The sequence below is a fragment of the Empedobacter sp. UBA6745 genome, assembly GCF_002453775.1.
In the GTDB taxonomy this organism is placed as follows: domain Bacteria; phylum Bacteroidota; class Bacteroidia; order Flavobacteriales; family Weeksellaceae; genus Empedobacter; species Empedobacter falsenii_C.
In genome coordinates this window covers 37,108-59,518 of sequence record NZ_DKHL01000038.1, presented here as the reverse complement: position 1 = coordinate 59,518, position 22,411 = coordinate 37,108, and the positions used below count along the sequence as shown (strand labels likewise).

The 22,411-nt window shown below is 31.9% G+C and carries 20 protein-coding genes; 12 read left to right on the top strand and 8 right to left on the bottom strand.

Annotated elements, in window-relative coordinates; translation table 11 throughout:
- The first annotated feature begins 609 nt into the window (after positions 1-609).
- On the top strand, positions 610-1,629 hold the full coding sequence (locus B4H69_RS11120) for a helix-turn-helix transcriptional regulator (protein ID WP_280045988.1): 1,020 nt from the start codon (positions 610-612) through the stop codon (positions 1,627-1,629).
- A 40-nt stretch (positions 1,630-1,669) separates the two neighbouring features.
- The gene (locus B4H69_RS11115) at positions 1,670-2,419 is read left to right on the top strand and encodes a polysaccharide deacetylase family protein (RefSeq protein ID WP_291093983.1); all 750 of its coding nucleotides are present in this window, start codon (positions 1,670-1,672) and stop codon (positions 2,417-2,419) included.
- A gap of 64 nt (positions 2,420-2,483) precedes the next feature.
- On the opposite strand, the gene B4H69_RS11110 is transcribed toward B4H69_RS11115, so the two are convergent.
- The 3 genes from B4H69_RS11110 to B4H69_RS11100 form a co-directional block, all read right to left on the bottom strand.
- Positions 2,484-2,825 (bottom strand): phage holin family protein, encoded by a 342-nt coding sequence (locus B4H69_RS11110; RefSeq protein WP_180906207.1) that lies wholly within the window; start codon positions 2,823-2,825, stop codon positions 2,484-2,486.
- A gap of 133 nt (positions 2,826-2,958) precedes the next feature.
- A complete protein-coding gene (locus B4H69_RS11105) occupies positions 2,959-4,494 on the bottom strand; it encodes a glycine--tRNA ligase (RefSeq protein ID WP_135836741.1) in 1,536 nt (511 codons plus the stop codon).
- 138 nt (positions 4,495-4,632) lie between these two features.
- Entirely contained in the window at positions 4,633-5,388 is a 756-nt protein-coding gene (locus tag B4H69_RS11100; protein WP_291093980.1) for a GH25 family lysozyme, read from the bottom strand.
- Between the two features lie 55 nt (positions 5,389-5,443).
- Between B4H69_RS11100 and B4H69_RS11095 the strand changes: the two genes are divergently transcribed.
- The 6 genes from B4H69_RS11095 (at position 5,444) to B4H69_RS11070 (ending at position 11,762) form a co-directional block, all read left to right on the top strand.
- Complete coding sequence (locus B4H69_RS11095; protein WP_291093977.1) at positions 5,444-5,962, top strand: hypothetical protein; 519 nt, start codon at positions 5,444-5,446, stop codon at positions 5,960-5,962.
- A 100-nt stretch (positions 5,963-6,062) separates the two neighbouring features.
- Positions 6,063-6,509, top strand: coding sequence for an HYC_CC_PP family protein (locus tag B4H69_RS11090; protein ID WP_180906210.1), 447 nt, complete (start codon positions 6,063-6,065; stop codon positions 6,507-6,509).
- Positions 6,510-6,635: 126 nt separating this feature from the next.
- The gene (locus B4H69_RS11085) at positions 6,636-8,885 is read left to right on the top strand and encodes a TonB-dependent receptor (protein WP_291093974.1); all 2,250 of its coding nucleotides are present in this window, start codon (positions 6,636-6,638) and stop codon (positions 8,883-8,885) included.
- A gap of 21 nt (positions 8,886-8,906) precedes the next feature.
- Entirely contained in the window at positions 8,907-9,272 is a 366-nt protein-coding gene (locus B4H69_RS11080) for a heavy-metal-associated domain-containing protein (protein ID WP_286513485.1), read from the top strand.
- A gap of 166 nt (positions 9,273-9,438) precedes the next feature.
- Complete coding sequence (locus B4H69_RS11075) at positions 9,439-9,966, top strand: tRNA methyl transferase PRC-barrel domain-containing protein (RefSeq protein WP_180906212.1); 528 nt, start codon at positions 9,439-9,441, stop codon at positions 9,964-9,966.
- An 11-nt stretch (positions 9,967-9,977) separates the two neighbouring features.
- Positions 9,978-11,762, top strand: coding sequence for an endonuclease (locus B4H69_RS11070; RefSeq protein ID WP_180906213.1), 1,785 nt, complete (start codon positions 9,978-9,980; stop codon positions 11,760-11,762).
- Positions 11,763-12,069: 307 nt separating this feature from the next.
- Here B4H69_RS11070 and B4H69_RS11065 read toward each other — a convergent pair whose 3' ends face one another.
- The 5 genes from B4H69_RS11065 to B4H69_RS11045 all read right to left on the bottom strand — a co-directional run bounded on the left by B4H69_RS11065 (position 12,070) and on the right by B4H69_RS11045 (position 18,706).
- A complete protein-coding gene (locus B4H69_RS11065; protein ID WP_180906214.1) occupies positions 12,070-12,462 on the bottom strand; it encodes a hypothetical protein in 393 nt (130 codons plus the stop codon).
- A gap of 174 nt (positions 12,463-12,636) precedes the next feature.
- Positions 12,637-13,761 carry a molecular chaperone DnaJ gene (dnaJ, locus tag B4H69_RS11060; protein WP_180906215.1) on the bottom strand — a complete coding sequence of 375 codons (1,125 nt, stop codon included), beginning with the start codon at positions 13,759-13,761 and terminating at the stop codon, positions 12,637-12,639.
- A gap of 14 nt (positions 13,762-13,775) precedes the next feature.
- Positions 13,776-14,333, bottom strand: coding sequence for a nucleotide exchange factor GrpE (locus tag B4H69_RS11055; RefSeq protein ID WP_038335626.1), 558 nt, complete (start codon positions 14,331-14,333; stop codon positions 13,776-13,778).
- Between the two features lie 295 nt (positions 14,334-14,628).
- Complete coding sequence (locus tag B4H69_RS11050) at positions 14,629-17,067, bottom strand: TonB-dependent receptor (protein ID WP_180906216.1); 2,439 nt, start codon at positions 17,065-17,067, stop codon at positions 14,629-14,631.
- Positions 17,015-18,706 (bottom strand): M23 family metallopeptidase, encoded by a 1,692-nt coding sequence (locus B4H69_RS11045; RefSeq protein ID WP_180906217.1) that lies wholly within the window; start codon positions 18,704-18,706, stop codon positions 17,015-17,017. Before B4H69_RS11045 ends, B4H69_RS11050 begins: the two co-directional genes overlap by 53 nt.
- A 237-nt stretch (positions 18,707-18,943) precedes the next feature.
- On the opposite strand from B4H69_RS11045, the gene B4H69_RS11040 reads away from it, so the two are divergent.
- The 4 genes from B4H69_RS11040 (at position 18,944) to rny (ending at position 22,359) form a co-directional block, all read left to right on the top strand.
- Entirely contained in the window at positions 18,944-19,768 is an 825-nt protein-coding gene (locus B4H69_RS11040) for a hypothetical protein (protein ID WP_180906218.1), read from the top strand.
- A 121-nt stretch (positions 19,769-19,889) separates the two neighbouring features.
- Complete coding sequence (locus B4H69_RS11035; RefSeq protein WP_019975371.1) at positions 19,890-20,234, top strand: hypothetical protein; 345 nt, start codon at positions 19,890-19,892, stop codon at positions 20,232-20,234.
- Positions 20,235-20,242: 8 nt separating this feature from the next.
- A complete protein-coding gene (locus B4H69_RS11030) occupies positions 20,243-20,533 on the top strand; it encodes a cell division protein ZapA (protein ID WP_038335658.1) in 291 nt (96 codons plus the stop codon).
- 251 nt (positions 20,534-20,784) lie between these two features.
- The gene (gene rny / locus B4H69_RS11025) at positions 20,785-22,359 is read left to right on the top strand and encodes a ribonuclease Y (RefSeq protein WP_180906219.1); all 1,575 of its coding nucleotides are present in this window, start codon (positions 20,785-20,787) and stop codon (positions 22,357-22,359) included.
- The last annotated feature ends 52 nt before the right edge of the window (positions 22,360-22,411 follow it).

The window sequence follows — 22,411 nt, the reverse complement described above, 5'->3', positions numbered from 1 at the left end:
TGAAATCAATCATCAACTAAAGTTTCAAATTCAGGTTTTAAACAAGTTTTTGTTCTTATTTCAAATTCATTTCTATGAAATAAATTCTCTATTCGAAAAGAAAACTTTTTAGCTTTTTTGTTTCCAATGGTGCCCTTTCGGGCGATAAAAAAACAGATTAAAAGTCTGATTTTAATGATTACTCTAACCAACTGAGTTATTTCAGTTTCCTGAAAGTAGGAATCGAACCTACGACCCATCATTAATGATTGCTATACCGCTCAGCTATTTCAACCTTGGTTGAAAATGGGATTCGAACCCATGTGCATCATTGGTATTTTAATTATTCAGAATAGAAGTGATGAAACATTTTCTACTACAATGCTATACTGAAACATTTGTCAAGGAACAATTAAAATCGTTTGGTTGTTAAACCTTTGACAAAGTTGGAGTAGAAGTGTGCGAATCAATTGCGCAATAAAATATTTTTTTCAAAATAATTTGTAAACGATGATGAACAGAGGGTTTTGTGTTGAAAATATTTTGAATAAAAGTTGAAATAAAAATTTCTACGCAAATAGATTGCGTACTTTGATTTGAAATTTGTAATATTGAACAAAGAAATCAACTATGGCAACCAATAAAATTGCATTAATACGTTATCAAACAATCGATAAATGTCTTCAAAATCATTTTAGAAAATGGACATTAGAAAATTTGATAGAAAAAGTTTCGGAAGCGTTGTATGAATACGAAGGAATAACTTCTGGTGTTTCGAAACGTACAATTCAGGGCGATATACAAGTGATGCGTAGTAATAAATTAGGTTATAATGCGCCAATTGTTGTTCGAGAAAAAAAGTTTTATGAATATGAAGATCATGATTATTCGATTCATAATTCGCCTGTTTCGTCTGCAGATTTAGATAAAATGAAAGAAGTGATTTCGGTGATGAAACAATTGAACGGTTTCAATTATTTTGATGATATGAACGAGATTATTACGCGTCTCGAAAATAATTTATCCAAGCAAACGCATCAACAACCAAATTATATTCAGTTCGAAGAGAATCCTTTGTTAAAAGGTTTAGAACATTTGAACCGGTTGTATCAAGCAATTGTGAAGAAACAACCTTTGCTGATTTCGTATCAATCTTTTACATCAAAAAGTAAAGAGCCAAAACAACAGGTTTATTATCCGTATTTGTTGAAAGAATATCGTAATCGTTGGTTTTTATTGGCAAAATCGAGAAAAGATAAAAATTTGTATACGTTGGCTTTGGATAGAATAGTTGAGTTTTATGAATTAGCAAATGAACCTTTTGTAGATGAACAAGAAATTAATTTTGATACGTATTACAACAACGCGATTGGTGTAACGAAAAGTGAGAAAGAAAGAGAGCAACGTGTTGTTTTTCGTGTGAATAAAAAATTGGCGCCTTATGTGGTGACAAAACCAATTCATGCGACGCAAAAAGTATTGGAAGTGACGGACGAAGGAACTTTATTTTCGATAGAAGTTATACATAATTTTGAGTTGGAACGAGAGCTTTTAGGTTTTGGAGAAGAAATAGAAATTCTTGCGCCAAGATTAGTGAAAAAAAGAATCAAAACACGATTAGAAAAAGCGTTAGAAAAATATAATAAATAAAATTTCTTTCATACATTTAATTCATTAAAAACTACCTTAAATGATATGGAATAAAAAAGTAATGACACTTTTGAGTGTCTTTTTATTAAGCTTTTCTACAAGTTTGTTTGCGCAGAAAACGAGTAATTCTGTGAAGAAATACATCTATTTAACTTTTGATGATGGACCTTTGAATGGAAGTGAAAATATTGATGAGGTTTTCAAAAATGAGAAGTTAAAAGTGACTGTTTTTCTTGTAGGAGAACATGTGGAGAAAAATAAAACAATGACGGATTATTTTAAATATTACGAAGATAACCCGTATATCGAAGAATGTAATCACAGTTGGACACATGCGAATGATCAGTACAAAAAGTTTTATAGTAACGAGCAAACGTCGGTTGCGGATATTTTGAAAAATCAATCGACCTTAAAATTACAAGATAAAATTGTTCGTTTACCCGGAAGAAACATGTGGAGATTGGATGGGAAATCGAAGAATGATGGAGCTTCAGGAGTGCAAACGGCTGATGGTTTAGCAAAGTTGGGTTATAAGGTTATTGGCTGGGATTTGGAATGGGCTCATCATGCAAAAGATGGAACGCCGGTGCAATCTGTTCAAGCGATTTATAAACAAATTGTTAATCAATTAGAATCGAATAAAACCTTTACAAAGAATAATATAGTTGTGTTGATTCATGATGAAATGTTTCAGAATAAATGGGAAGAGTCCGAATTGAAACAATTGGTTGATCTTCTTAGAAAACATTATAATTATATTTTTGAGCAAATAAAATTTTATCCTCAATAAACCTTTATAAAATACAAAAGCTGTCCAAATTGGACAGCTTTTTATATGTAATAATTTGTGTAAATTAGTCTCCCATCATTCCTCCAACTAAAGAATTGACAACCGCTAAAACAATACCAAATAATAATGCGTACCAGAATCCGTCAACATGGAAACTATCTCCCATAATTGCGCTTGCTAATAAGATAATAATTGCTGTAATCACAAAAGAAAATAATCCTAATGTTAAGATTGTTACAGGTAAACTAATAAAGTTTAAAACTGGTTTTACAATAGCGTTTAAAAGTCCAATAACAATTGCAACGATAATTGCAGAACCATACCCTTTTACAGATACTCCAGGTAAAATGTTAGCAAGTCCGAAAACAACTAATGCTGATACCAGAAGATTAATAATAAAGCCCATAATTTGTATTTTTTAGATTAATATTTCCAATTAAAATCAAAAGCTTTGCCAAATTGTTAAAAATTTTAATAAAAATAAAAAAAGCTCAGAAATTTCTGAGCTTTGATCTTATTGTATTGAGAAAATATTCTTTTTATAATTGTTCAAAAAGATATTTCATGTTCACTTCTTTGTCGATAATTTGAGCTAACTCATCAATATTAACACGTTTTTGTTCCATTGTATCACGGTAACGTAAAGTAACAGAATTGTCGTTTAACGAATCATGGTCAACAGTGATACAGAAAGGAGTTCCAATCGCATCCATACGACGATAGCGTTTCCCGATTGTATCTTTTTCTTCGTACATTACGTTGTAATCTAAACGTAATTTTTTCAAAATTTCTTTCGCTAATTCAGGTAAACCATCTTTTTTAACTAATGGTAAAACAGCCGCTTTAATTGGCGCTAATGCAGCTGGTAAAGACAATACTACACGTTCTGATCCATCTTCTAAAACTTCTTCTTTCAATGAATTTGAGAAAACTGCTAAGAACATACGATCCAAACCTACAGAAGTTTCTACCACGTAAGGTGTGTACGATTCGTTTGTTTCGTTATCGAAATATTGAATTTTTTTACCTGAATGTTGTTCGTGAGCTTTCAAATCGAAATCTGTACGAGAGTGAATTCCTTCTAATTCTTTGAATCCGAATGGGAATTTAAACTCAATATCAGCAGCAGCATTTGCATAGTGCGCTAACTTTTCGTGGTCGTGGAAACGGTAATTATCATTTCCTAAACCTAATGTTTGGTGCCAACGTAAACGTGTTTCTTTCCATTTTTCGTACCAATCTAACTCAGTTCCTGGTTTTACGAAAAATTGCATTTCCATTTGTTCAAACTCACGTTGACGGAAAATAAATTGACGTGCAACAATCTCATTACGGAAAGCTTTACCAATCTGAGCAATTCCGAAAGGTAATTTCATACGTCCAGATTTTTGTACGTTCAAGTAATTTAAGAAAATACCTTGAGCCGTTTCTGGGCGCAAATATAAATCCATTGCCTGATCAGCTGTTGCACCTAATTTTGTTCCGAACATCAAGTTGAATTGACGAACTTCTGTCCAGTTTTTAGAACCAGTTACAGGATCAGCAATTTCTAATTCTTCAATCAAAGCTTTTACATCATCTAAATCTTCGTTTTCCAAAGATTTTCCCATGCGCGCTAAAATTGTATTGATTTGATTTTGATATTCTACAACACGAGGATTTGTCGCAACAAATTGATCTTTATCAAAAGCATCTCCGAAACGTTTTGCAGCTTTTGCAACTTCTTTCTCGATTTTACCTTCAATTTTTGCACAATGATCTTCAATTAAAACATCGGCACGGTAACGTTTTTTAGAATCTTTGTTATCAATCAAAGGATCATTAAACGCATCAACATGGCCCGAAGCTTTCCAAGTAGTAGGGTGCATAAAAATAGCAGAATCAATGCCGACAATGTTTTCGTGCATTTGTACCATTGCTTTCCACCAATATTGTTTGATGTTATTTTTTAGCTCAGCTCCGTTTTGACCATAATCGTAAACGGCTGATAATCCATCATAAATCTCACTCGATTGAAAAATGAAACCATATTCTTTCGCATGAGAAACTACTTTCTTGAAAATATCTTCTGACATAATTAATTGTGTGTTCTTATTTAAAGTGCAATTTTAGTGATTTTTGATGACTATTGAGGTATATTTTGATAAAATCATAAAGCTTTAATCACTTGATAAAAAAATAAATTCAAATTGTTAGGCTAGTAAGAAAAATAATTATTCAACTAATTTATTAAAATCTTCTTGGTTTCCATTGAAAACATTCAAATCAACATAAGTATTTATCCCTTTTATGTGCGCTCTATTTGCAAATTGCCAAAAATCCCAATGTCTATTATCCTTAATAGTTGGTTTTTTATATATATCCCTAAACCATATCATATTTTCCTCAAATTGACCTATTAAATAATCATTATAAAATTCTTCAGTTACATAAAGAATAGGCTTTTTGTTGTAATGTGAATGAATAATATTTTCAAATATCTTGATTTCAGAAATCAATTCATTTTTCGATTTTACAAGTTTACAATTTCCACCATATTCCAAATCAATTACAGGGGGCAAATTATTTTGTTCAATAGGAACTGTTTCTATAAAATTATTAGCCTGCTCTTCACCTGTTTTGCAAAAAGTAAAAAAATGATATGCGCCAACAAAAAAACGATTTTTTTTAGCGTTTTTCCAATTATAATCGAAACGTTTATCTTTAAAATCTCCTCCTTCTGTAGCTTTTATATATACAAAATGAATTTTAGTTTTGTCTATTTTTTCCCATTCAATTAAATTTTGATGATTAGAAACATCAATTCCTTGTATAGGATATTTTTTAGATGATGGATAATTAAATCTCAAAATTCCTATATAAAATAAAATACCAATTAATAAGATTAATGTAAATGGTAAAAGTTTGATATATTTTTTTCTACTTGAATGCATGCCATTATAATAAAATATTTTATCTAAATTAATCATTTATATTTCAATCAAAAAAACATACTTTTAAATCATAAAAAAAAATGATAATCTTATGAAAAAGTTTATTCTTCCTGTTATATTATTAAGTTTTGTTACAAGTTGTAATTCTAATAATTCATCTAGTTCATCAACGGAAAATAAAGTTGAAAATGAAGTGAAAGATTCAGTTAAACCATCAGATGTTAATTATAATGTTGCGCTTGATTTTATGAATAATTATGTCGATTATATTATGGATACAATTGGTAAAATAAATCAAGATGAGTATATTAAACAAAACGAATTATTGACGCAAAGTTTTAAAGATCGATACAAATTTGTGCAAGATTCTGCTTATAAAGTTGAGCCAGAAGTTGGTTTGGATTTTGATCCGATTGTCGATGGGCAAGATTTTCCGGATAAAGGATTTAAAATAAAATCGATTGATAAGGCAACAGGTTTAGTGACTTTGCAAGGAATAGATTGGCAAGATTTTGAAGTCATTTTGAAAGTTGTTAACGAGAATAATAAATCGCTAGTAAATGGTTCTGGGATTATTAATATTCCGACGGACAAACAGGCAAAAAGATAAAGTGATGAAAACTGAAAATTCTATAATAAACTTGGAAAATGATATAAATTTTCAGTTTGTTTTGATTTGAATTTTTTGTTTATTTTTGTCCAACATGAAAATGCAACATTACATAAAGTATGTTTTGTCGGTGGTTTTGATTTTCTCAAATCTTAACTACGCATTTTCTATGCATTTTTGTCAAGGAGAAATGGAGCAAGTGAAGTTGAATCATTTGGATAATAATTCGTGCGAAATGGAAGTTTCTACTTCGTGCTGCCCTCCAAAAACAGAAAAAAAACATTGCGAATTACCAGAAAACAATAAATCTAAAAAAGACGATTGTTGCAAAGATATTTCATATTCGGATAAGTTTGTGGAAAAGCAAATTGTCAAAATTCAGAAACTTGTTCCAATTAGTTTTATAGCTTCTGAAATTCTTCAAATTAGAATTCCGATTCAAGATGAAGAGGTAAGTAATCAATCAAATTTTCTTGACTTTTATGTTGCGTCAAATGCGCCGCCAAATTATATACTCAATTCTCAATTAACATTTTACGAAGGATAATAACCGTTGTTTTTGATTAAATCAATCAGAAAACAATAAGCTATTATCTAAATATTAAAGTATTTGTTAAAAATTTAATCAACAAGTACACAATAATAAATAGGCATTGAGCCTTAAATCGTAAAAATGAAAAAAATATTCACTTCAGTATTTATACTAAGTGCTGCGTTATCTTACGCGCAATCTACATTAAAGGGAAAAATTACAGATCAAAATAAACAACCAATCGTTGGAGCAGAAGTGTTTTGGCAATCGTCAGATATTTCAGTTATTACAGATGAAAAAGGAAATTTTGAGATCGAAAATTATCAACCAACTTCAATTTTAGGTGTTTTTTATGACAATGAGACGACAACTTTTAAGGAATTAAAAGACGAATTTCAGAATATCACTATCAATGTAAGAGATCATTTTGGTGATACTTCGTTGAATGAAGTTGTGGTTCGTGATACAAGTAGTTCGCTTAAAAAATCGAAGTTTGCAACTAATATGACGACAATGACAGGAAAGGAATTGTTGAAAGCTGCATGTTGTAATTTAGCCGAATCTTTTGAAACAAATCCTTCTATTGATGTCAATTTTTCGGATGCTGTAACGGGAAATAAGCAAATTAAAATGTTGGGTTTAACCTCTCCTTATATTTTGATTGCAGAAGAAAATATACCAAATGTTCGTGGAGCTTCGCAAGCTTTTGGGCTTAGTTTTACGCCAGGAACTTGGGTAGAAAGTATTCAGGTGACGAAAGGTGCAGGAACGGTGATTAATGGTTACGAAAGTATTTCTGGGCAGATTAATACAGAATTAATCAAACCTTCAAATGATATTCCGTTGTTTGTAAATCTTTATGGTTCGACAGATTCGCGCTTCGAAGGAAATGTACATTTGAACAAAAAATTGAATGATAAATGGAGTACTTCTTTGTTTATGCATGGAAATGCACGTGTTTCGAAAAATGACATGAACGATGATGGATTTTTAGATAATCCGCTTGGACATCAAGTTAATGTGATGAATCGTTGGCAATATCAAAACTTAGAAAAAGGTTGGGTTGGATTTTTATCAGCACGTTATTTGAATGATACAAAACAAGCAGGACAAGTTGATTTTGATAAAGATCGTGATAAATTAACAACAAATTATTGGGGATCAGAAATCAATACAAATCGTGTAGATGTTTCATCAAAAATTGGGTATGTTTTTCCAGAAATGCCTTATCAAAGTATGGGATTACAAACGGCTTTTAGTTATCATAAACAAGATTCTTACTTCGGATTGAATCAATATGATATTGAGCAACAAAGTTTTTATTCCAACTATATTTTCAGTTCGATTATTAGCAATACAAAAAATAAATTCTCTACAGGAGCGAGTTTTACGTACGATAAATTCAAGGAATTTGTAGCGCTTCCAACTGATGCAAATTATGATCGAATTGATAATTCTGCAGGAGCATTTTTTGAATATACATTTGATAATATGAAGAATTTCAATATGATTGCTGGGCTTCGTGGAGATTATCATAACCGAATGGGATTTTTCTTAACACCTCGTTTGCATACACGTTATACGCCTGTAAAAGGAACAACGATAAAAGCGTCGGTTGGTCGTGGAAAACGAATCAATAATGTATTTGCAGAAAATCAGAATTTATTTGCATCTTCAAGACAATTTAATATTTTGGGCGATGGAAATGGAAAAATATATGGTTTAGATCCAGAAATTGCATGGAATTATGGATTTAGTGTAACACAGGAATTCAAATTATTTGGCAAAAATGCAGATGTAACTGCAGATTTTTATCGAACAGATTTTCAAAATCAAATTGTAACGGATATTGATTATTCGGCTCGTCAGGTGAGATTTTATAATTTAGAAGAAGATTCGTATGCAAATTCGTTCCAATTTGATTTTAATTATAATCCATTTACACATTTCAAAATTAGAGCATCATACAAATATTATGATATCGCAACGGATTATGAAAACGGAAAATTAGAGCGTCCATTGCAAGCGAAACATCGTTTCTTTACCAATATTGAATATGAAACACATGAAAAGAATGGTAAAAATTGGCGTTTTGATGCGACGTATAATTGGATTGGAAAACAGCGTTTACCAAATACATCGGATAATTTGCCAGAAAACCAATTGAATGATTATTCGAATCCATTTGGAACAATTAATTTCCAGATTACACGTGTTTTTTCAAAACGTTTTGAAATATATGTTGGAGGAGAAAATGTAACGAATTATCAACAACATCGCGTAATTTTAGGAGCCGATAATCCTTTTGGTTCAAATTTCGATAGTTCGATTGTTTATGCGCCAATTTTTGGACAAATGTATTACGCTGGATTAAGATTTAGTTTAAAATAAAATCATAAAAATAATAAAACAATGAAAAAATTATTAGCCTTTGCTTTGGTTGCGACTTTAGGAATTAGCGCGCAAGCACAAAATAAAAATGCAAAACACGATTTACATGTCAAAGGAAATTGTGGGCAATGTAAAGATCGTATAGAGAAAGCGGCTTATGGTGTAAAAGGCGTAAAATCTGCTGAATGGGATAGTAATACACAAAATTTACATATCATATTGAATGAGAAAAAGAATAAAGTTGATGATGTAGAAAACGCTGTAGTAGCGGTTGGACACGATACTGATAATAAACGTGCAGAAGAAAAAGTGTACGGAAGTTTACCTTCTTGTTGTTCGTATGACCGTGAAGGTTCAGCTGGGGAAGCTAACACACATAGTCACTAAAATAAAATTATTAAACAAAAAAGGGATTTCTAATTGAAATCCCTTTTTTGTTTATAAGATGTTAATATTTTAAAAATAAAAATTACATTTTTAACTTTTAGTTAACATTAACATTCTATCTTTGTTGTCTTTCCTTTTTTGGAAAGGAGCAAATAAATTAATTGAAGTGAAAATAGGTCAAATTGTAGAGATTCCAAAAAATTCTTCTATTTATAATAAAGAAAAACCATCTTTTCGATCAAAAGAAGAAGAACTTTCGTGGAAGGTAAGCCAAAGAAGTTATTCTTTGTTTGATGGTTTTATTGTAGGAGAACATACTGGAATAGATAAATTTGAAATAGGACAACGAAAAGGTTTAAATGTTAGCGGAAAAGAATTTCCGGTTTATGTGATTGGAATTGATAAACGCGAGAACAGAATTTTTGTAGGACAAGGAAAAAATCATCCAGGTCTTTTTACAGATGTATTCTCTTTTGAAGAACAAAATATAAGTTGGTTAGAAAAACCATTTTTAATAGATGAGATAGAAGTGAATGTTACTTCTATACATTTGAAAGAAGAAATAAATGCGAGATTTTATCAATTTGGAAAAATCTATTTTTTGGAGTTTGAAAAACAAATTCCTTTGATAATGAAAAATTACACATTAAGGCTTTCTTATGAAAACAAGGAAGTTATACTATTAAATAAATAATTGTTATAAAAATGAAATTGAAATTTACTTTTTTATCATTTGCTTTAGCATTATTCGCACAAGCTCAAAAAGCACCTGCGTATTACTCGAGCATTAATTTTAGCAAGACGAAGAATGAGTTGAAAAATGATTTTGCTAAATTAATTACAGATACACATAAACAAAATGTATCTTATTCAGAAGGTTTGAAAAATCTATTTCAAACAAGTGATGCCGATCCTCAAAATCCATCTAACTTATTGTTGATTTATGGATCTCAAAGTTCAGGTACACATCAAAGAAGTCGTGCTTTTTCAGGATCTTGGAATAGAGAGCATGTTTATGCAAAATCTAAAGGAACGCCAAATTTAGGAACTTCTGGACCTGGATCAGACGGACATCATTTACGTCCTGCTGATGTTACATTGAATAGTACTCGTGGAAGTTTGCTTTTTGATGATGGAGTAGGAGTAATGGCAATGAAAACGAGCCGTGGTGGTTGGTATCCAGGTGATGAATGGAAAGGAGATGTTGCGAGAATTTTAATGTATATGTATGTACGTTATGACAAACGAACTTTACCTCTTAATATTACTTTTGGACCAAGTACGTATTCGTCAGATTTCCCTGATATTCTTTTGAAGTGGAATGTAGAAGATCCTGTTTCACAATTTGAAATTCAAAGAAATAACGTTGTAGCGAATGTTCAAGGAAATAGAAATCCGTTTATTGATAATCCATATTTAGCAACTGTTATTTGGGGAGGTCCTAAAGCGCAAAACAATTGGCCAGAATCTTTTGGTGAAGGCGGAGGTTCTGAAGAGGATACTGAAAAACCTACTGCACCAACAAATTTAGCTTCAACAACGATTACATCTTCAAGTGTGTCGTTAACTTGGACGGCTTCTACAGATAATGTAGGTGTTAATAGATATGATATTTATGTAGATAACACTTATAATACAACTGTTTATAGTAATAACGGAACAGTTTCTGGATTAAATCCTTCAACAACTTATTCTTTTTATGTTGTTGCAAAAGATGCAGCTGGAAATAAATCGGATAATAGTACAGCAATTCAAGTAACAACAAAAGAATCTAATACAGGAGGAGGTTCAGGAGAAGGAACAAGCTGTGGAACAGAGGATTTTGAAAATATTCCATCTACAGGAAGTACGCCTCCAGCATCATCTTATACAGATAGAACTTGGTCGAATAGAGGAATTGTGTGGACTGCAACAAATGCAAGAACAGACAAGCAAATTTATATCGATGGAGATAGTAATAAAGCAATTTGTATTAGAAAAGGAAATTTAAAATCATCTACAATTTCTGGAGGAATAGGATCTTTATCAGTAAAAACATATCTTCCTTTTGCAGATTCTGATGGATTTTATACATTAAAAATTAATGGAGAAGTAAAAGGACAAATACCTTATTCTAAAACAGCTAAAACAACAAAAATTGATAATATTAATGTTGAAGGAGATGTTGTAATTGAGTTGATTGATGAAACTTCAAATAATCGTGTTTCTTTCGATAATTTATCATGGACTTGTTACGAAAAATTAGCAACAGATGAGGTTAAAAAACAAAATAATAAATTAGTTATTTATCCTAATCCAGTTAAAAATCATGAATTTGTTGTCAATGGAATTGAAAATAAAGAAACAATTCAAATTTTTACTATCAATGGACAATTGGTTCAAACGATTCAAAATGTAACAAATAATTCTAAAGTTAGATTAAATAAACTACCTAAAGGAGTTTATATCGTTAAAACGAAAAATCAATCTAATAAAATTATTGTTGATTAATAAGTATCAAAATTCTAGTCTTGAAAAATAGACATATATTTGCCATGATTAGAAATATACAAATTAAACAGTAGTAGCTAACAAGTTGCTACTGTTTTTTAGGTTTAATAATTGCCATCAGATTATTACGATAACATTTGTTGAGAAAGATTAATTATAAAAGCGATTAAAAAAGCTAAATCAACTCATTAATAATTAGAGTAAACACTCAGTAACGGACATTTATATATTGAACTGAATTAATAAATAGTTAATTTTTTAAATAAAAGATAATTGTAGAGGAAAAATACAATTGAAATATTAACCACTAATTATATATCACTAACCAATCTATACTATCTAATTGCTCTTCCGTGAATTTTAACATTTTAATATTATCAATTTGTTTTTTCATTATAGAATCTGTATTGTTCCAAAATTCTTCTCTTTTATTACAGGGAAGAAAATAAATATACAGAATTCCATTATATTTTTCATTATTAATTTTACTTCGGATAGAAGTCTTAACAATAGGAGATTTTATTTGTTCTGTAGCTAGTTTATCACTAGCTGGACCTAAATAATACATACTATCTTTTATATTAAAGATTACAGTCTCATAACATAAAGAAGAACTCGAATTGTTAAGAATCTTTAACTCATCATTTTTATAATGACATGAAGTTAAAACGATTATTGATAAATAAATTATTTTTTTCATATAAGTATATGTTTGTCATATTCGATGGTGTTTAATTCTACAATCAAAGATATCATATTTTTCAATTAAGTTGATACTATGCTTCGGCCAGTATAAAATCGGATTAGCTTATACAAATCATAATAAAAAATCCATCTCATTTGAGATGGATTTTTTTTGATATATATTTTTCAATTACTGAAACATATCTTTTACACGTTCAAAGAATGATTTTTCATTTTTCGAAGGTTCTGGTGAGAAATGATCATCGTCTCTCATTTTTTCAAAATACGCTTCTTGGTCTTTCGATAAATGAGTTGGTGTCCAAATGTTAACATGCACAAATAAATCACCTTTTCCGTAACCATTCAAATCTGGTAAACCTTGGCCTTTTAAACGTAATACTTTTCCTGATTGAGTTCCTTTGTCAACTTTAATTTTTACTTTTCCATTAACAGTCGGAATTTCTTTTGAAGCACCTAAAACAGCATCCGGAATAGAAACATACAAATCAAAATGTAAGTTGTTTCCATCACGTTTTAATGTGTCGTGTTCTTCTTCTTCAATCAAAACAAGTAAATCACCAGGAATACCATCAAAAGGCGCATCGTTACCTTTTCCGCGAACTTGCAATTGAATTCCTTCTCTTGCTCCAGCTGGAATTTTAAGGTCGATTGTTTCCTCAACTTTGATTAATCCTTGATTATTTGCTCCTGAAGGAATTTTATCTGCAACTTTTCCTACTCCTTGACATGTTCCACAAGTTGTAGCCGTTTGCATTTGTCCTAAAAATGTGTTGGTAACACGAACTTGTTGTCCAGAACCGCCACAAGATGGACATGTTTTAGATGTAACGCCATCTGCTTGTTTGAAACGTTTAACTTTTACTTTCTTTTCGCAACCGTTCACCATTTCTTCTAAGTTCAATTTTACGCGAATACGCAAATCAGAACCTTTCATTCGACGTGGACCACGAGATTGACCTCCAAATCCACCACCGAATCCTCCGCCTCCAAAGATATCGCCGAAATGAGAGAAAATATCCTCCATATTCATTCCGCCGCCACCGCCGAATCCTCCGCCAGCAGCTCCGCCCATTCCTGCATGTCCGAATTGGTCGTAACGTGCACGTTTGTTGTCGTCGCTTAAAACTTCGTAAGCTTCTGCAGCTTCTTTAAATTTATCTTCTGCCTCTTTGTCACCAGGATTTTTGTCAGGGTGATATTTGATGGCAAGTTTACGATAAGCTTTCTTGATATGCTCTGATGTTGCAGATTTTTCGACCTGCAATATTTCGTAATAATCTCTTTTTGATGACATTTTCTTAATCTAAATTATAATCCAACAACAACTTTCGCGTAGCGAACTACTACATCATTTAATAAATATCCTGTTTCTACCACGTCTACAATTTTACCTTTCAAATCCTCTGTTGGAGCAGGAATTTGAGTAATTGCTTCGTGTAAATCTGTGTTGAAATCGTCTCCAGGTTTTACTTCCATTTCTTTCAAACCTTTTGCACGTAACGTTTCTACTAATTTATTATTGATCAATTCAACTCCTTGAAGTAAGTTGTCGTCTCCAGATTTTTCAATTTGATTGATTGCGCGTCCAAAATCATCTAAAACAGGCAATAATGAAGTAATCACCTCTTTGTTTGCTGTCTTGAAAATATCCATGCGTTCGCGCGAAGTACGTTTTTTGAAGTTATCAAACTCTGCAAATAAACGTAAATATTGGTCTTTTTCTTTTGCTAATTGTTCCTTAACAATTTCTAATTCTGACTTTCCAGCAGTTTCTTCTTGTGGTTGTTCTACAGTGTTATCACTTTCTTGAACGTTTTCTTGAAGATTCTCGTTCTCTAATTCTTCGTGTATATTTTGGTCAGACATATTCTTATTAGTTTTTTTGTTTCTGATTGAATCAAATAGTTTGCCAATGCCCATTATGTGTCGTTTTGTCAGATTTTAAATAAAAAAGAAGCACTTCTGTCGCGAGAAGTGCTTCGGTAAATGTATAAAGTTTTTTTGATTTGAGGTTCGATAGATTATATTAATAGTTTAACAACTATCTTTTTTATGTTTCTAAGTGTCATTCTGAACTTGTTTCAGAAACACATCTTGTTAGCTTTACTGAGGATGCGAAGTTGAAATGAATTCAACTTGACATAGGGTTTTAAAAATTATATTAAAACTTAAAATTAATTTTTCCATTCAAGAAACGTCCTGTCAAATAATTTGGCATCGTATAAACTGCACTCGAATTTACATCACGAATCCATGAATTACTGATTTCATTTTTGATATCAAACACATTGAATACATCTACACCAATCGAAATTTCTTTGAAATTACTCCAAAATGTTCCTTTTGATGGTTTCAATTCTTTTTGATTAATCAATTCTTTCACAAAACCAATATCTACACGTTTGTAATCTGTCAGCGTTGTTTGATAATTATATGGATCTGCAAATTGTGGTGCTCCGTTTGGTAAACCAGAAGCATAAATTAAATTCACATTCACCTTGAAGGAAGGTAAAAACTCCATATAATCTTGGAAAAATGCCGATAATTTGAAACGTGGATCTGTCGGTAATGGAATATTTCCTTTATCATCAATATTTTGATAAGCACGCGCATATGAAGCCGAGAACCAAGAATCAATACCAGGAACAAACTGCCCAAATAAACGCATGTCAAGTCCATATGCGTAACCTTTCGAGTTGTTATCTGCTGTATAACGAATTCTCACATTGTCCACATAATACGGATTCAAATCATTTAAGATTTTGTAATAAACCTCAGTTGTTAATTTGAACGGACGATCCATCCATTTAAATTCGTAATCGTTTCCAAAAATAAAGTGTATAGATTGTTGCGATTTTACTTTATCATTTAACGAACCATCTAAACGACGAATCTCGCGATAGAAAGGAGGTTGATAATAAACACCTGTCGAAAAACGGAACAACATATCGCTTTCCCAATCTGGTTTGATCGCGATTTGAGCACGAGGCGAAACGGTTGTTTCTTCATTAAAATCCCAATAAGCCGCACGTACACCAGCATTGAACATCACTTTCGCATCATTCCACATAAATTTGCTCGTGTATTGCGCATAACCAGAAATACGATTAGTTTTTAAATTATTTTTAGAATTCACATAATAACTTAAATTCAGACCATTATTAGGATTTGGATTCACAACATATCCTGTCGAATCAATCGCTTGCCATTCACCCAATAAATCACGAATATCTTCTTGTTGAAATTTTGCACCCCACTCAATATCATTGTTTCCGTTGATTTTGTATTTTCCTTTGTGTTGAATTCCGGCAACTAATGCATCAAAATTATTTCGTGCATGATCGATTTGCGAACCAACATCATTCGTAGAAGTTGCAAAGCCTTTTTCGTCTACTTCGGAAATGAAATAAGAACCTTGAATATCAAAATATTCGCGCTCTTTCGAATGATAAGCAAAAACATCTAACCCTAAATCTACTTTAGAATTTGGTTGATACGTAAACGATAAACTTCCTGTTTCTGTCGCAAATTTATCATCTTCTTTTCCGTCATAAAAAACAGTTAGCAACAAGGGAGTATCCATTGTATTGATATAAGTTTCACGTTTTATAGGGAACATTTCGTAGCGCGAACGCGACATTGTTCCCAAAAATGCAACATTCCATTTATCATTTAATTTATAATTGATATTGGCTTGCACATCGTAATATTCAGGATTGAAATTGGTATCACCTTTTAAGGTATTTAATACTAAATTTCTGTTTTGATAACGCGCTCCAACAATTGCCGAAAGTTTTTTGTCTTTAGAACCTCCGCCTAATGTCAAGCTTCCGCCCATTAAACTAGCTTCTAATTGACCTTCAAATTTTGTTGGACGTTTGTAGGTAACATCTAAAACAGAAGACATTTTGTCGCCATATTTGGCTTCCCAACCACCAGCAGAAAAGTTGATAAATTGCGTCATCGCAGGATTTACAAAGCCTAAACCTTCTTGTTCACCAGAACGAATCAATTGAGGTTTGTAAACTTCGATTCCGTTAACGTAAATTAAATTTTCGTCATAATTTCCTCCGCGAACCATGTATTGCGAACTCAATTCTGTATTCGAATTTACGAAAGGTAATGTTTTTAATAAATCGGCAACTCCGCCAGTTAAACTTGGTCCTTGTTGCATTTGCGCAGCACTCAAAACGGTACTTTGCAAAGGTTTATTTTTATTGGATTGAAAAGAAATTGTTGCTTCACCTAATTCTATCGCATTGGTTTGATCAGGAACTAATTGAACAAAAATTTCTTTTTTGTTTTTATCTTTTAGCGTAAACGTTTGTGCAAACGAATGATAACCATTATTGTTAAAAGTTACGGTAACGGAAGAATTTGATGGAATATCAATTTTGAAATTACCATTTTGATCTGTAAAATAAGATTGATCGTTGACAATAATCTCAGCTTCACTAATTGGAATTCTATTTTCGTCGACAACTTTACCATTAATTTGCGCTGTTTGAGCAAATAAAATTCCACCCAAAAGAGATAAACTTATGGTACTAAGAAATCTTTTTGAATGTTGTAGAGTACGTTGCTGTGTTGTTTTTTTCATCTTTCACGTTTAATTCTAATTGATGGTCACCAACCGAAATCTGTTCTTTGTTCAAATTAATTGATAATCGTTTAATTTTTTGATCATATTCGGCTAAAACCCACTTACCATCGATATAAGCTTTATAGTCTTTTATCCCAGATTGTGCATCATCAATTGTAAATTTGATAATAGCATTAGCTTGAGTAAATTGACTATCTGATTTGATATTTAACGGAGTAATTGTCGGTTTAGTATTGTCAATTAAAATAGAAAAAACGCCAAAATCTTTTGGATTCGCAACAAGCTTCCCATTTTTGAGGTCTGTTGTTAAATAATCTTTTTTCCAAGCGCCTCTTTTTTGATATTCTCGCACAATAACAGCTTTGTCCAATTGTGCAGTAGGAATATCAGCAGTTGGCTCTATCGCTAACGTGTAAGTTTGATGAACTGGCATATAATAATCGCCAACCCAATGTTTACCATTCGAGAATTTATAAGCTAAATCAAAATCTTCATAGAAGATATTTTTAGGGAAAAATATTTCGATTCCATCAGATTTGAAATGATTTTCTTTGTTCCACAACATTGGATTTGTTTCAGGAAGTTTCGCAGAATCTACAAATGCTTTTCCATTAACAGTAAACGATTGCGAAGATAAATTGCCAGCATAATCAGAAACATCAATTTTTACTTTGTACGATTTTCCGTCTTCAAGCTCTAAAATTCCATTGTTTTTTAGGTTAGAATACATTCTGACAGGATTTCCATCTTTTACAAAACCTTGATACACCCAACTATTATTTTTCTGAATATCGGCATAATCGCAAACTGTATTTATAGCTCGCGCTTCATCAAACGAAAAACGATTAGAAGTAAACGTATAAATCGGGTCATCATTTACATAAATATTTATTTGATGAATACCATTGTTGTTTTCAACTCCATTCAGTTTGTCATATGCTTTTACACCAAAACCTATTGCGCCAGAAGCAGAAATTGTTCCGCCATTTGCTACAACAATTCTATTTGTTTTTTGATTCACATCACCATAAATTGGATAAGCGTACAAACCTAAAATAGATGGTTTTCGTGTGTCAGGTAAATCAAAACCAAAATAAAAAGGATTAATTGGTTCTTCCGTTTTGGTATCACGAATTTCGAAATGTAAATGTGGACCTCCAGAACCTCCAGAATTCCCTGAAAGCGCAATCAAATCACCTATTTTAACAGGAAGTTCGTTTGGTTTTGGATGTAATTCGATCTTAAACGTTTCATTCGCATATTGTTGTTTACGGACATATTCCTGCAATTCTGGCGTAAATTCTCTCAAATGCGCATAAACAGAAGTATATCCATTTGGATGATCGATATAAAGTGCATTTCCGTAACCAGTTGGCGAAATATTAATACGAGATATATAACCATCTCCAACCGCTTTTACTTTCAGACCTTCGCGTTGTTGAGTTTTGATATCAAGCCCAGCGTGGAAATGATTGGCACGTAATTCTCCAAAATTTCCAGCCAAATAATTGGTAATTTCTAAAGGATTTTGGAAGATATTTTTTGGATATGTTTCAGATTTTGGTTGTTCAGTTCGTTGTCCAAAAACAACAGAACTTAGTAATAAGTTTAGTAAAATTGGCTTAATCACTTTCATTTTTTCTTTTCAATAATTAACAAATCAGTTAAAAGTAAACTAATTCTTTTACAAACATCTTTAATCTTTTGAATTTCTGAAAATTATTTGAAGATAAATCTTTGTAAAATAAAATTAAATAATTGATTATAAGTATTTTGTATTTGTAAAATAATAAACAAGTAAAAGAAAAGGATTTTGGTGAATGATTGAAAAATGATGCAACTAATTTTAAATCAAACATTAAAAAACATCATTATGAGAAAAATTATTTTAGCACTTTTTATAGTTGCTTCTATCACAAGTTGTAAACAATACAAGAGTTCGGAAAGTAATGCAGAATTGGCTGCGGATGCGAAAGAAGAAGTTGCAGTTTCTAATGCCGCAAATCCAGAAGTAGAAGGGAAGACTTTCAAATCGAATGCGTTGATTGAAATGAAAGTAAAAGATGCGATGAAAGATGCGGTTCAAATTGAAGAAAATGCGATTGCACTGAATGGTTTTGTGTTGAATAGCGAAATGAATAATCAAATTTTAGATTCGGATAAAATTGAATTATCGGAAGAAAGTGTTAAGAAAATAGATAAAATTCAACGTTCTTATTTGATTGAATTAAAAGTTCCGTCAAATAAATTGCGCGAGCATGTCAAATTTGCAGTAGAGAAAGGAATTATTATCGATCATATTTTAATTAATAATGAAGAAATGACCTTCGAGAAATATGAGAATGAGTTGAAAAATGAAAACAATAAAGCAGTTAAAATTTCGCAACAAATCGAAAATAAAGTCAACAAAGCGTTGATAAATGATGCGACTTCTTATGCGACTATTGCGTATCAATTATCAGAAGAACCACGAGTTGTAACGAATATTTTACCACAAACCGATCTGAAAGCTTATAGAGAAATCAACTTAGGATATGAGTTAAAACAAAGTTGGAAAGATGGAATGTATTATTTCAAATCAATTTTGATTATTTTCTGTCAATTTCTGCCAACTATTCTTTCGGTATTGTTTTTGTTTTTTAGTATCAAGTATGTTGTGAAAGTAGTGAAGAATAGAGAAACGAAACAAAAAATATAAGTAAATCTCTATTTGTCAAATGAATAAGAAAAAACTGATAATATTTAGGTTTTTGTATTGATTAGAAGTAAAAAAATACTATTTTTGCAATAGAAGCTAGAATAATTGAAATTCTCAGGAGATGGAAAAAATGGTAAAATTTAATGAACTTGAAAACAAAGTTTTAAGTGTTTTAGGCCAACTTGGGAATTATAAAGATATATTGAAGGGCGCTGAAAACTCGATACAAGAATTGGAAAAATTGCAAAATGAAATCAATTCTCTAAAAGAAGAAAATGCCCGATTGAAAAATAAATTGAGAGATTCGCAAGCGAATAACTTAAATTTAAATGAGGAGGTAAAACGATTAAAAGTCGTTAATGCAATGAGCGGAAATCAGGAGTACAAACAAATGATGAAGCAAAGAATGAACAAATTAATAAAAGAAGTCGATACGTGCATCGCTCAAATTAAAACTAATAATTAATAAAAAGAATGTCAACTCAACGAATTGAGATAAAAATTGCTTCACGTCATTATCCAATGACGATTAATTCTGACGAGGAAGAAATGTTACTTTCTTGTGCAGAAGAAATAAATGGTATTTTGAAACAATTTGAACAAAAGTACGCTGTTTCTGACAAACAAGACGCGCTTGCAATGGTGACAATTCAGTTAGCTTTACGCGAAGCAAAGCTGAAAAAGCAAGTGAAAGATAACGAAGAAATGACTACAGAGCGCATTTCGAAGTTATTAGAATTGATTGATCAGTCAATTGCAAAATAAGAGAAGTTCTGACAGTTGTGAAACTGTCCACTAAACAATATTCCTACATTAGTTCTAGCTATTTTGGTTAACTCAACACTAGTTTTGTTACCGAGTGAACACCGTTCGGAAAGCGGGCCGCAACCTTTTAGGTTCATTTATTTGACAGCGGATACTTGATTGACGGACTAACTCAAATCCTGTTTACAGGAGTTAACTCAAAACATACTTTACTAATGTAGGTTTTTTTATATATAAACATTACATAATCTATGGACCCAATTATGACAATAATTATTGCAATTGTTACATTAATCATAGGTGCAGCGGTGGGATATTTCTTATCAAAAAAATCAGTTGATAAACAGAATCAAGAACTGATTGACGAAGCAACTCGCAAAGCACAAAATTTGATTAATGATGCTGAGAAAGATGGTGAAGCCATTAAAAAAGAGAAAATTTTTCAAGCCAAAGAGAAATTTTTAGAATTAAAATCTAAACACGAAGAAGTTGTTAATCAACGTGAAAGAAAAGTAGCTGATGCTGAGCTTAAAGTAAAAGAACGTGAAGAGAGAATCAAAACGGACTTAGCAGAAATTCAGAAACAAAAAGATCAGATTAAATCTGAGAAAGGAAATATACAAGCACGTACAGAAAAGCTTAATATTAAGCAAAAAGAAGTGGATACGATGCACAAAAAACAAGTAGAAATCCTTGAAAAAATTTCGAATTATTCTGCTGATGAAGCACGTGCCGAACTGATTGAAGTCTTAAAAGACGAAGCAAGAACTAAAGCACAAGCTCATATCCAAGAAATTATGGAAGAGGCTGAATTAGATGCGAAAAGCGAAGCGCGTAAAATTGTGATTTCTTCTATTCAACGTATTGGTACAGAGCAAGCTATTGAGAATGCGGTTTCTGTATTTAATATTGAGTCTGACGAAATTAAAGGACGTATCATTGGTCGTGAAGGACGTAACATTCGTGCAATTGAGGCTGCGACTGGAGTTGAGGTGATTGTTGATGATACGCCAGAAGCGATTATCCTTTCTTGTTTCGACCCTGTTCGTCGTGAAATTGCTCGTTTGTCTTTGCATCGCTTAGTAACGGACGGACGTATTCACCCAGCACGTATTGAGGAAGTTGTTGCGAAAACAACAAAACAAATCGAGGACGAAATTATCGAAGTTGGTAAGAAAACAATTTTAGATTTAGGAATTCATGGTTTACACAAAGATTTGGTTCGTATCGTTGGACGAATGAAATATCGTTCTTCTTATGGTCAAAACTTATTGCAACACTCTCGCGAGGTGGCAAACTTAGCAGGAACGTTGGCTGCGGAATTAGGATTGAATCCTAAGTTAGCGAAACGTGCAGGTTTATTACACGATATTGGTAAAGTTCCGGAGCAAGAATCTGAATTGCCTCACGCAATTTTGGGTATGCAATGGGCAGAAAAATATGGGGAACATCCAGATGTAATTAACGCGATTGGAGCTCACCACGACGAAATTGAGATGACTTCTTTAATTTCACCACTTGTACAAGTAGCCGATGCAATTTCTGGTGCTCGTCCAGGTGCTCGTCGTCAAGTTGTGGAATCGTATATGCAACGTTTAAAAGATTTAGAAGCTACGGCTCTTAACTTTGATGGTGTAGAAAAAGCATACGCGATTCAAGCTGGTCGTGAGTTGCGTGTGATTGTAGAAAGTGATAAAGTTGATGATACAAAAGCAGCTGAATTATCGTTCTTAATTTCAGATAAAATTCAAAACGAAATGACTTATCCAGGTCAAGTTCGTGTAACTGTAATTCGTGAAACGCGTGCAGTAAATATTGCAAGATAAAATTTAGAGCTTAATCATATTCTTTAGGCAAGTCTACAACAAGGCTTGCCTA

Coding starts and splice junctions, on each gene's coding strand:
- B4H69_RS11055 (WP_038335626.1), bottom strand. CDS start 14,333: ATGTCTGACCAAAATATACACGAAGAATTAGAGAACGAGAATCTTCAA.
- B4H69_RS11085 (WP_291093974.1), top strand. CDS start 6,636: ATGAAAAAAATATTCACTTCAGTATTTATACTAAGTGCTGCGTTATCT.
- B4H69_RS11090 (WP_180906210.1), top strand. CDS start 6,063: ATGCAACATTACATAAAGTATGTTTTGTCGGTGGTTTTGATTTTCTCA.
- B4H69_RS11070 (WP_180906213.1), top strand. CDS start 9,978: ATGAAATTGAAATTTACTTTTTTATCATTTGCTTTAGCATTATTCGCA.
- B4H69_RS11105 (WP_135836741.1), bottom strand. CDS start 4,494: ATGTCAGAAGATATTTTCAAGAAAGTAGTTTCTCATGCGAAAGAATAT.
- B4H69_RS11110 (WP_180906207.1), bottom strand. CDS start 2,825: ATGGGCTTTATTATTAATCTTCTGGTATCAGCATTAGTTGTTTTCGGA.
- B4H69_RS11120 (WP_280045988.1), top strand. CDS start 610: ATGGCAACCAATAAAATTGCATTAATACGTTATCAAACAATCGATAAA.
- B4H69_RS11045 (WP_180906217.1), bottom strand. CDS start 18,706: ATGAAAGTGATTAAGCCAATTTTACTAAACTTATTACTAAGTTCTGTT.
- B4H69_RS11080 (WP_286513485.1), top strand. CDS start 8,907: ATGAAAAAATTATTAGCCTTTGCTTTGGTTGCGACTTTAGGAATTAGC.
- rny (WP_180906219.1), top strand. CDS start 20,785: ATGGACCCAATTATGACAATAATTATTGCAATTGTTACATTAATCATA.
- B4H69_RS11065 (WP_180906214.1), bottom strand. CDS start 12,462: ATGAAAAAAATAATTTATTTATCAATAATCGTTTTAACTTCATGTCAT.
- B4H69_RS11040 (WP_180906218.1), top strand. CDS start 18,944: ATGAGAAAAATTATTTTAGCACTTTTTATAGTTGCTTCTATCACAAGT.
- B4H69_RS11030 (WP_038335658.1), top strand. CDS start 20,243: ATGTCAACTCAACGAATTGAGATAAAAATTGCTTCACGTCATTATCCA.
- B4H69_RS11035 (WP_019975371.1), top strand. CDS start 19,890: ATGGAAAAAATGGTAAAATTTAATGAACTTGAAAACAAAGTTTTAAGT.
- B4H69_RS11050 (WP_180906216.1), bottom strand. CDS start 17,067: ATGAAAAAAACAACACAGCAACGTACTCTACAACATTCAAAAAGATTT.
- B4H69_RS11095 (WP_291093977.1), top strand. CDS start 5,444: ATGAAAAAGTTTATTCTTCCTGTTATATTATTAAGTTTTGTTACAAGT.
- B4H69_RS11115 (WP_291093983.1), top strand. CDS start 1,670: ATGATATGGAATAAAAAAGTAATGACACTTTTGAGTGTCTTTTTATTA.
- dnaJ (WP_180906215.1), bottom strand. CDS start 13,761: ATGTCATCAAAAAGAGATTATTACGAAATATTGCAGGTCGAAAAATCT.
- B4H69_RS11100 (WP_291093980.1), bottom strand. CDS start 5,388: ATGATTAATTTAGATAAAATATTTTATTATAATGGCATGCATTCAAGT.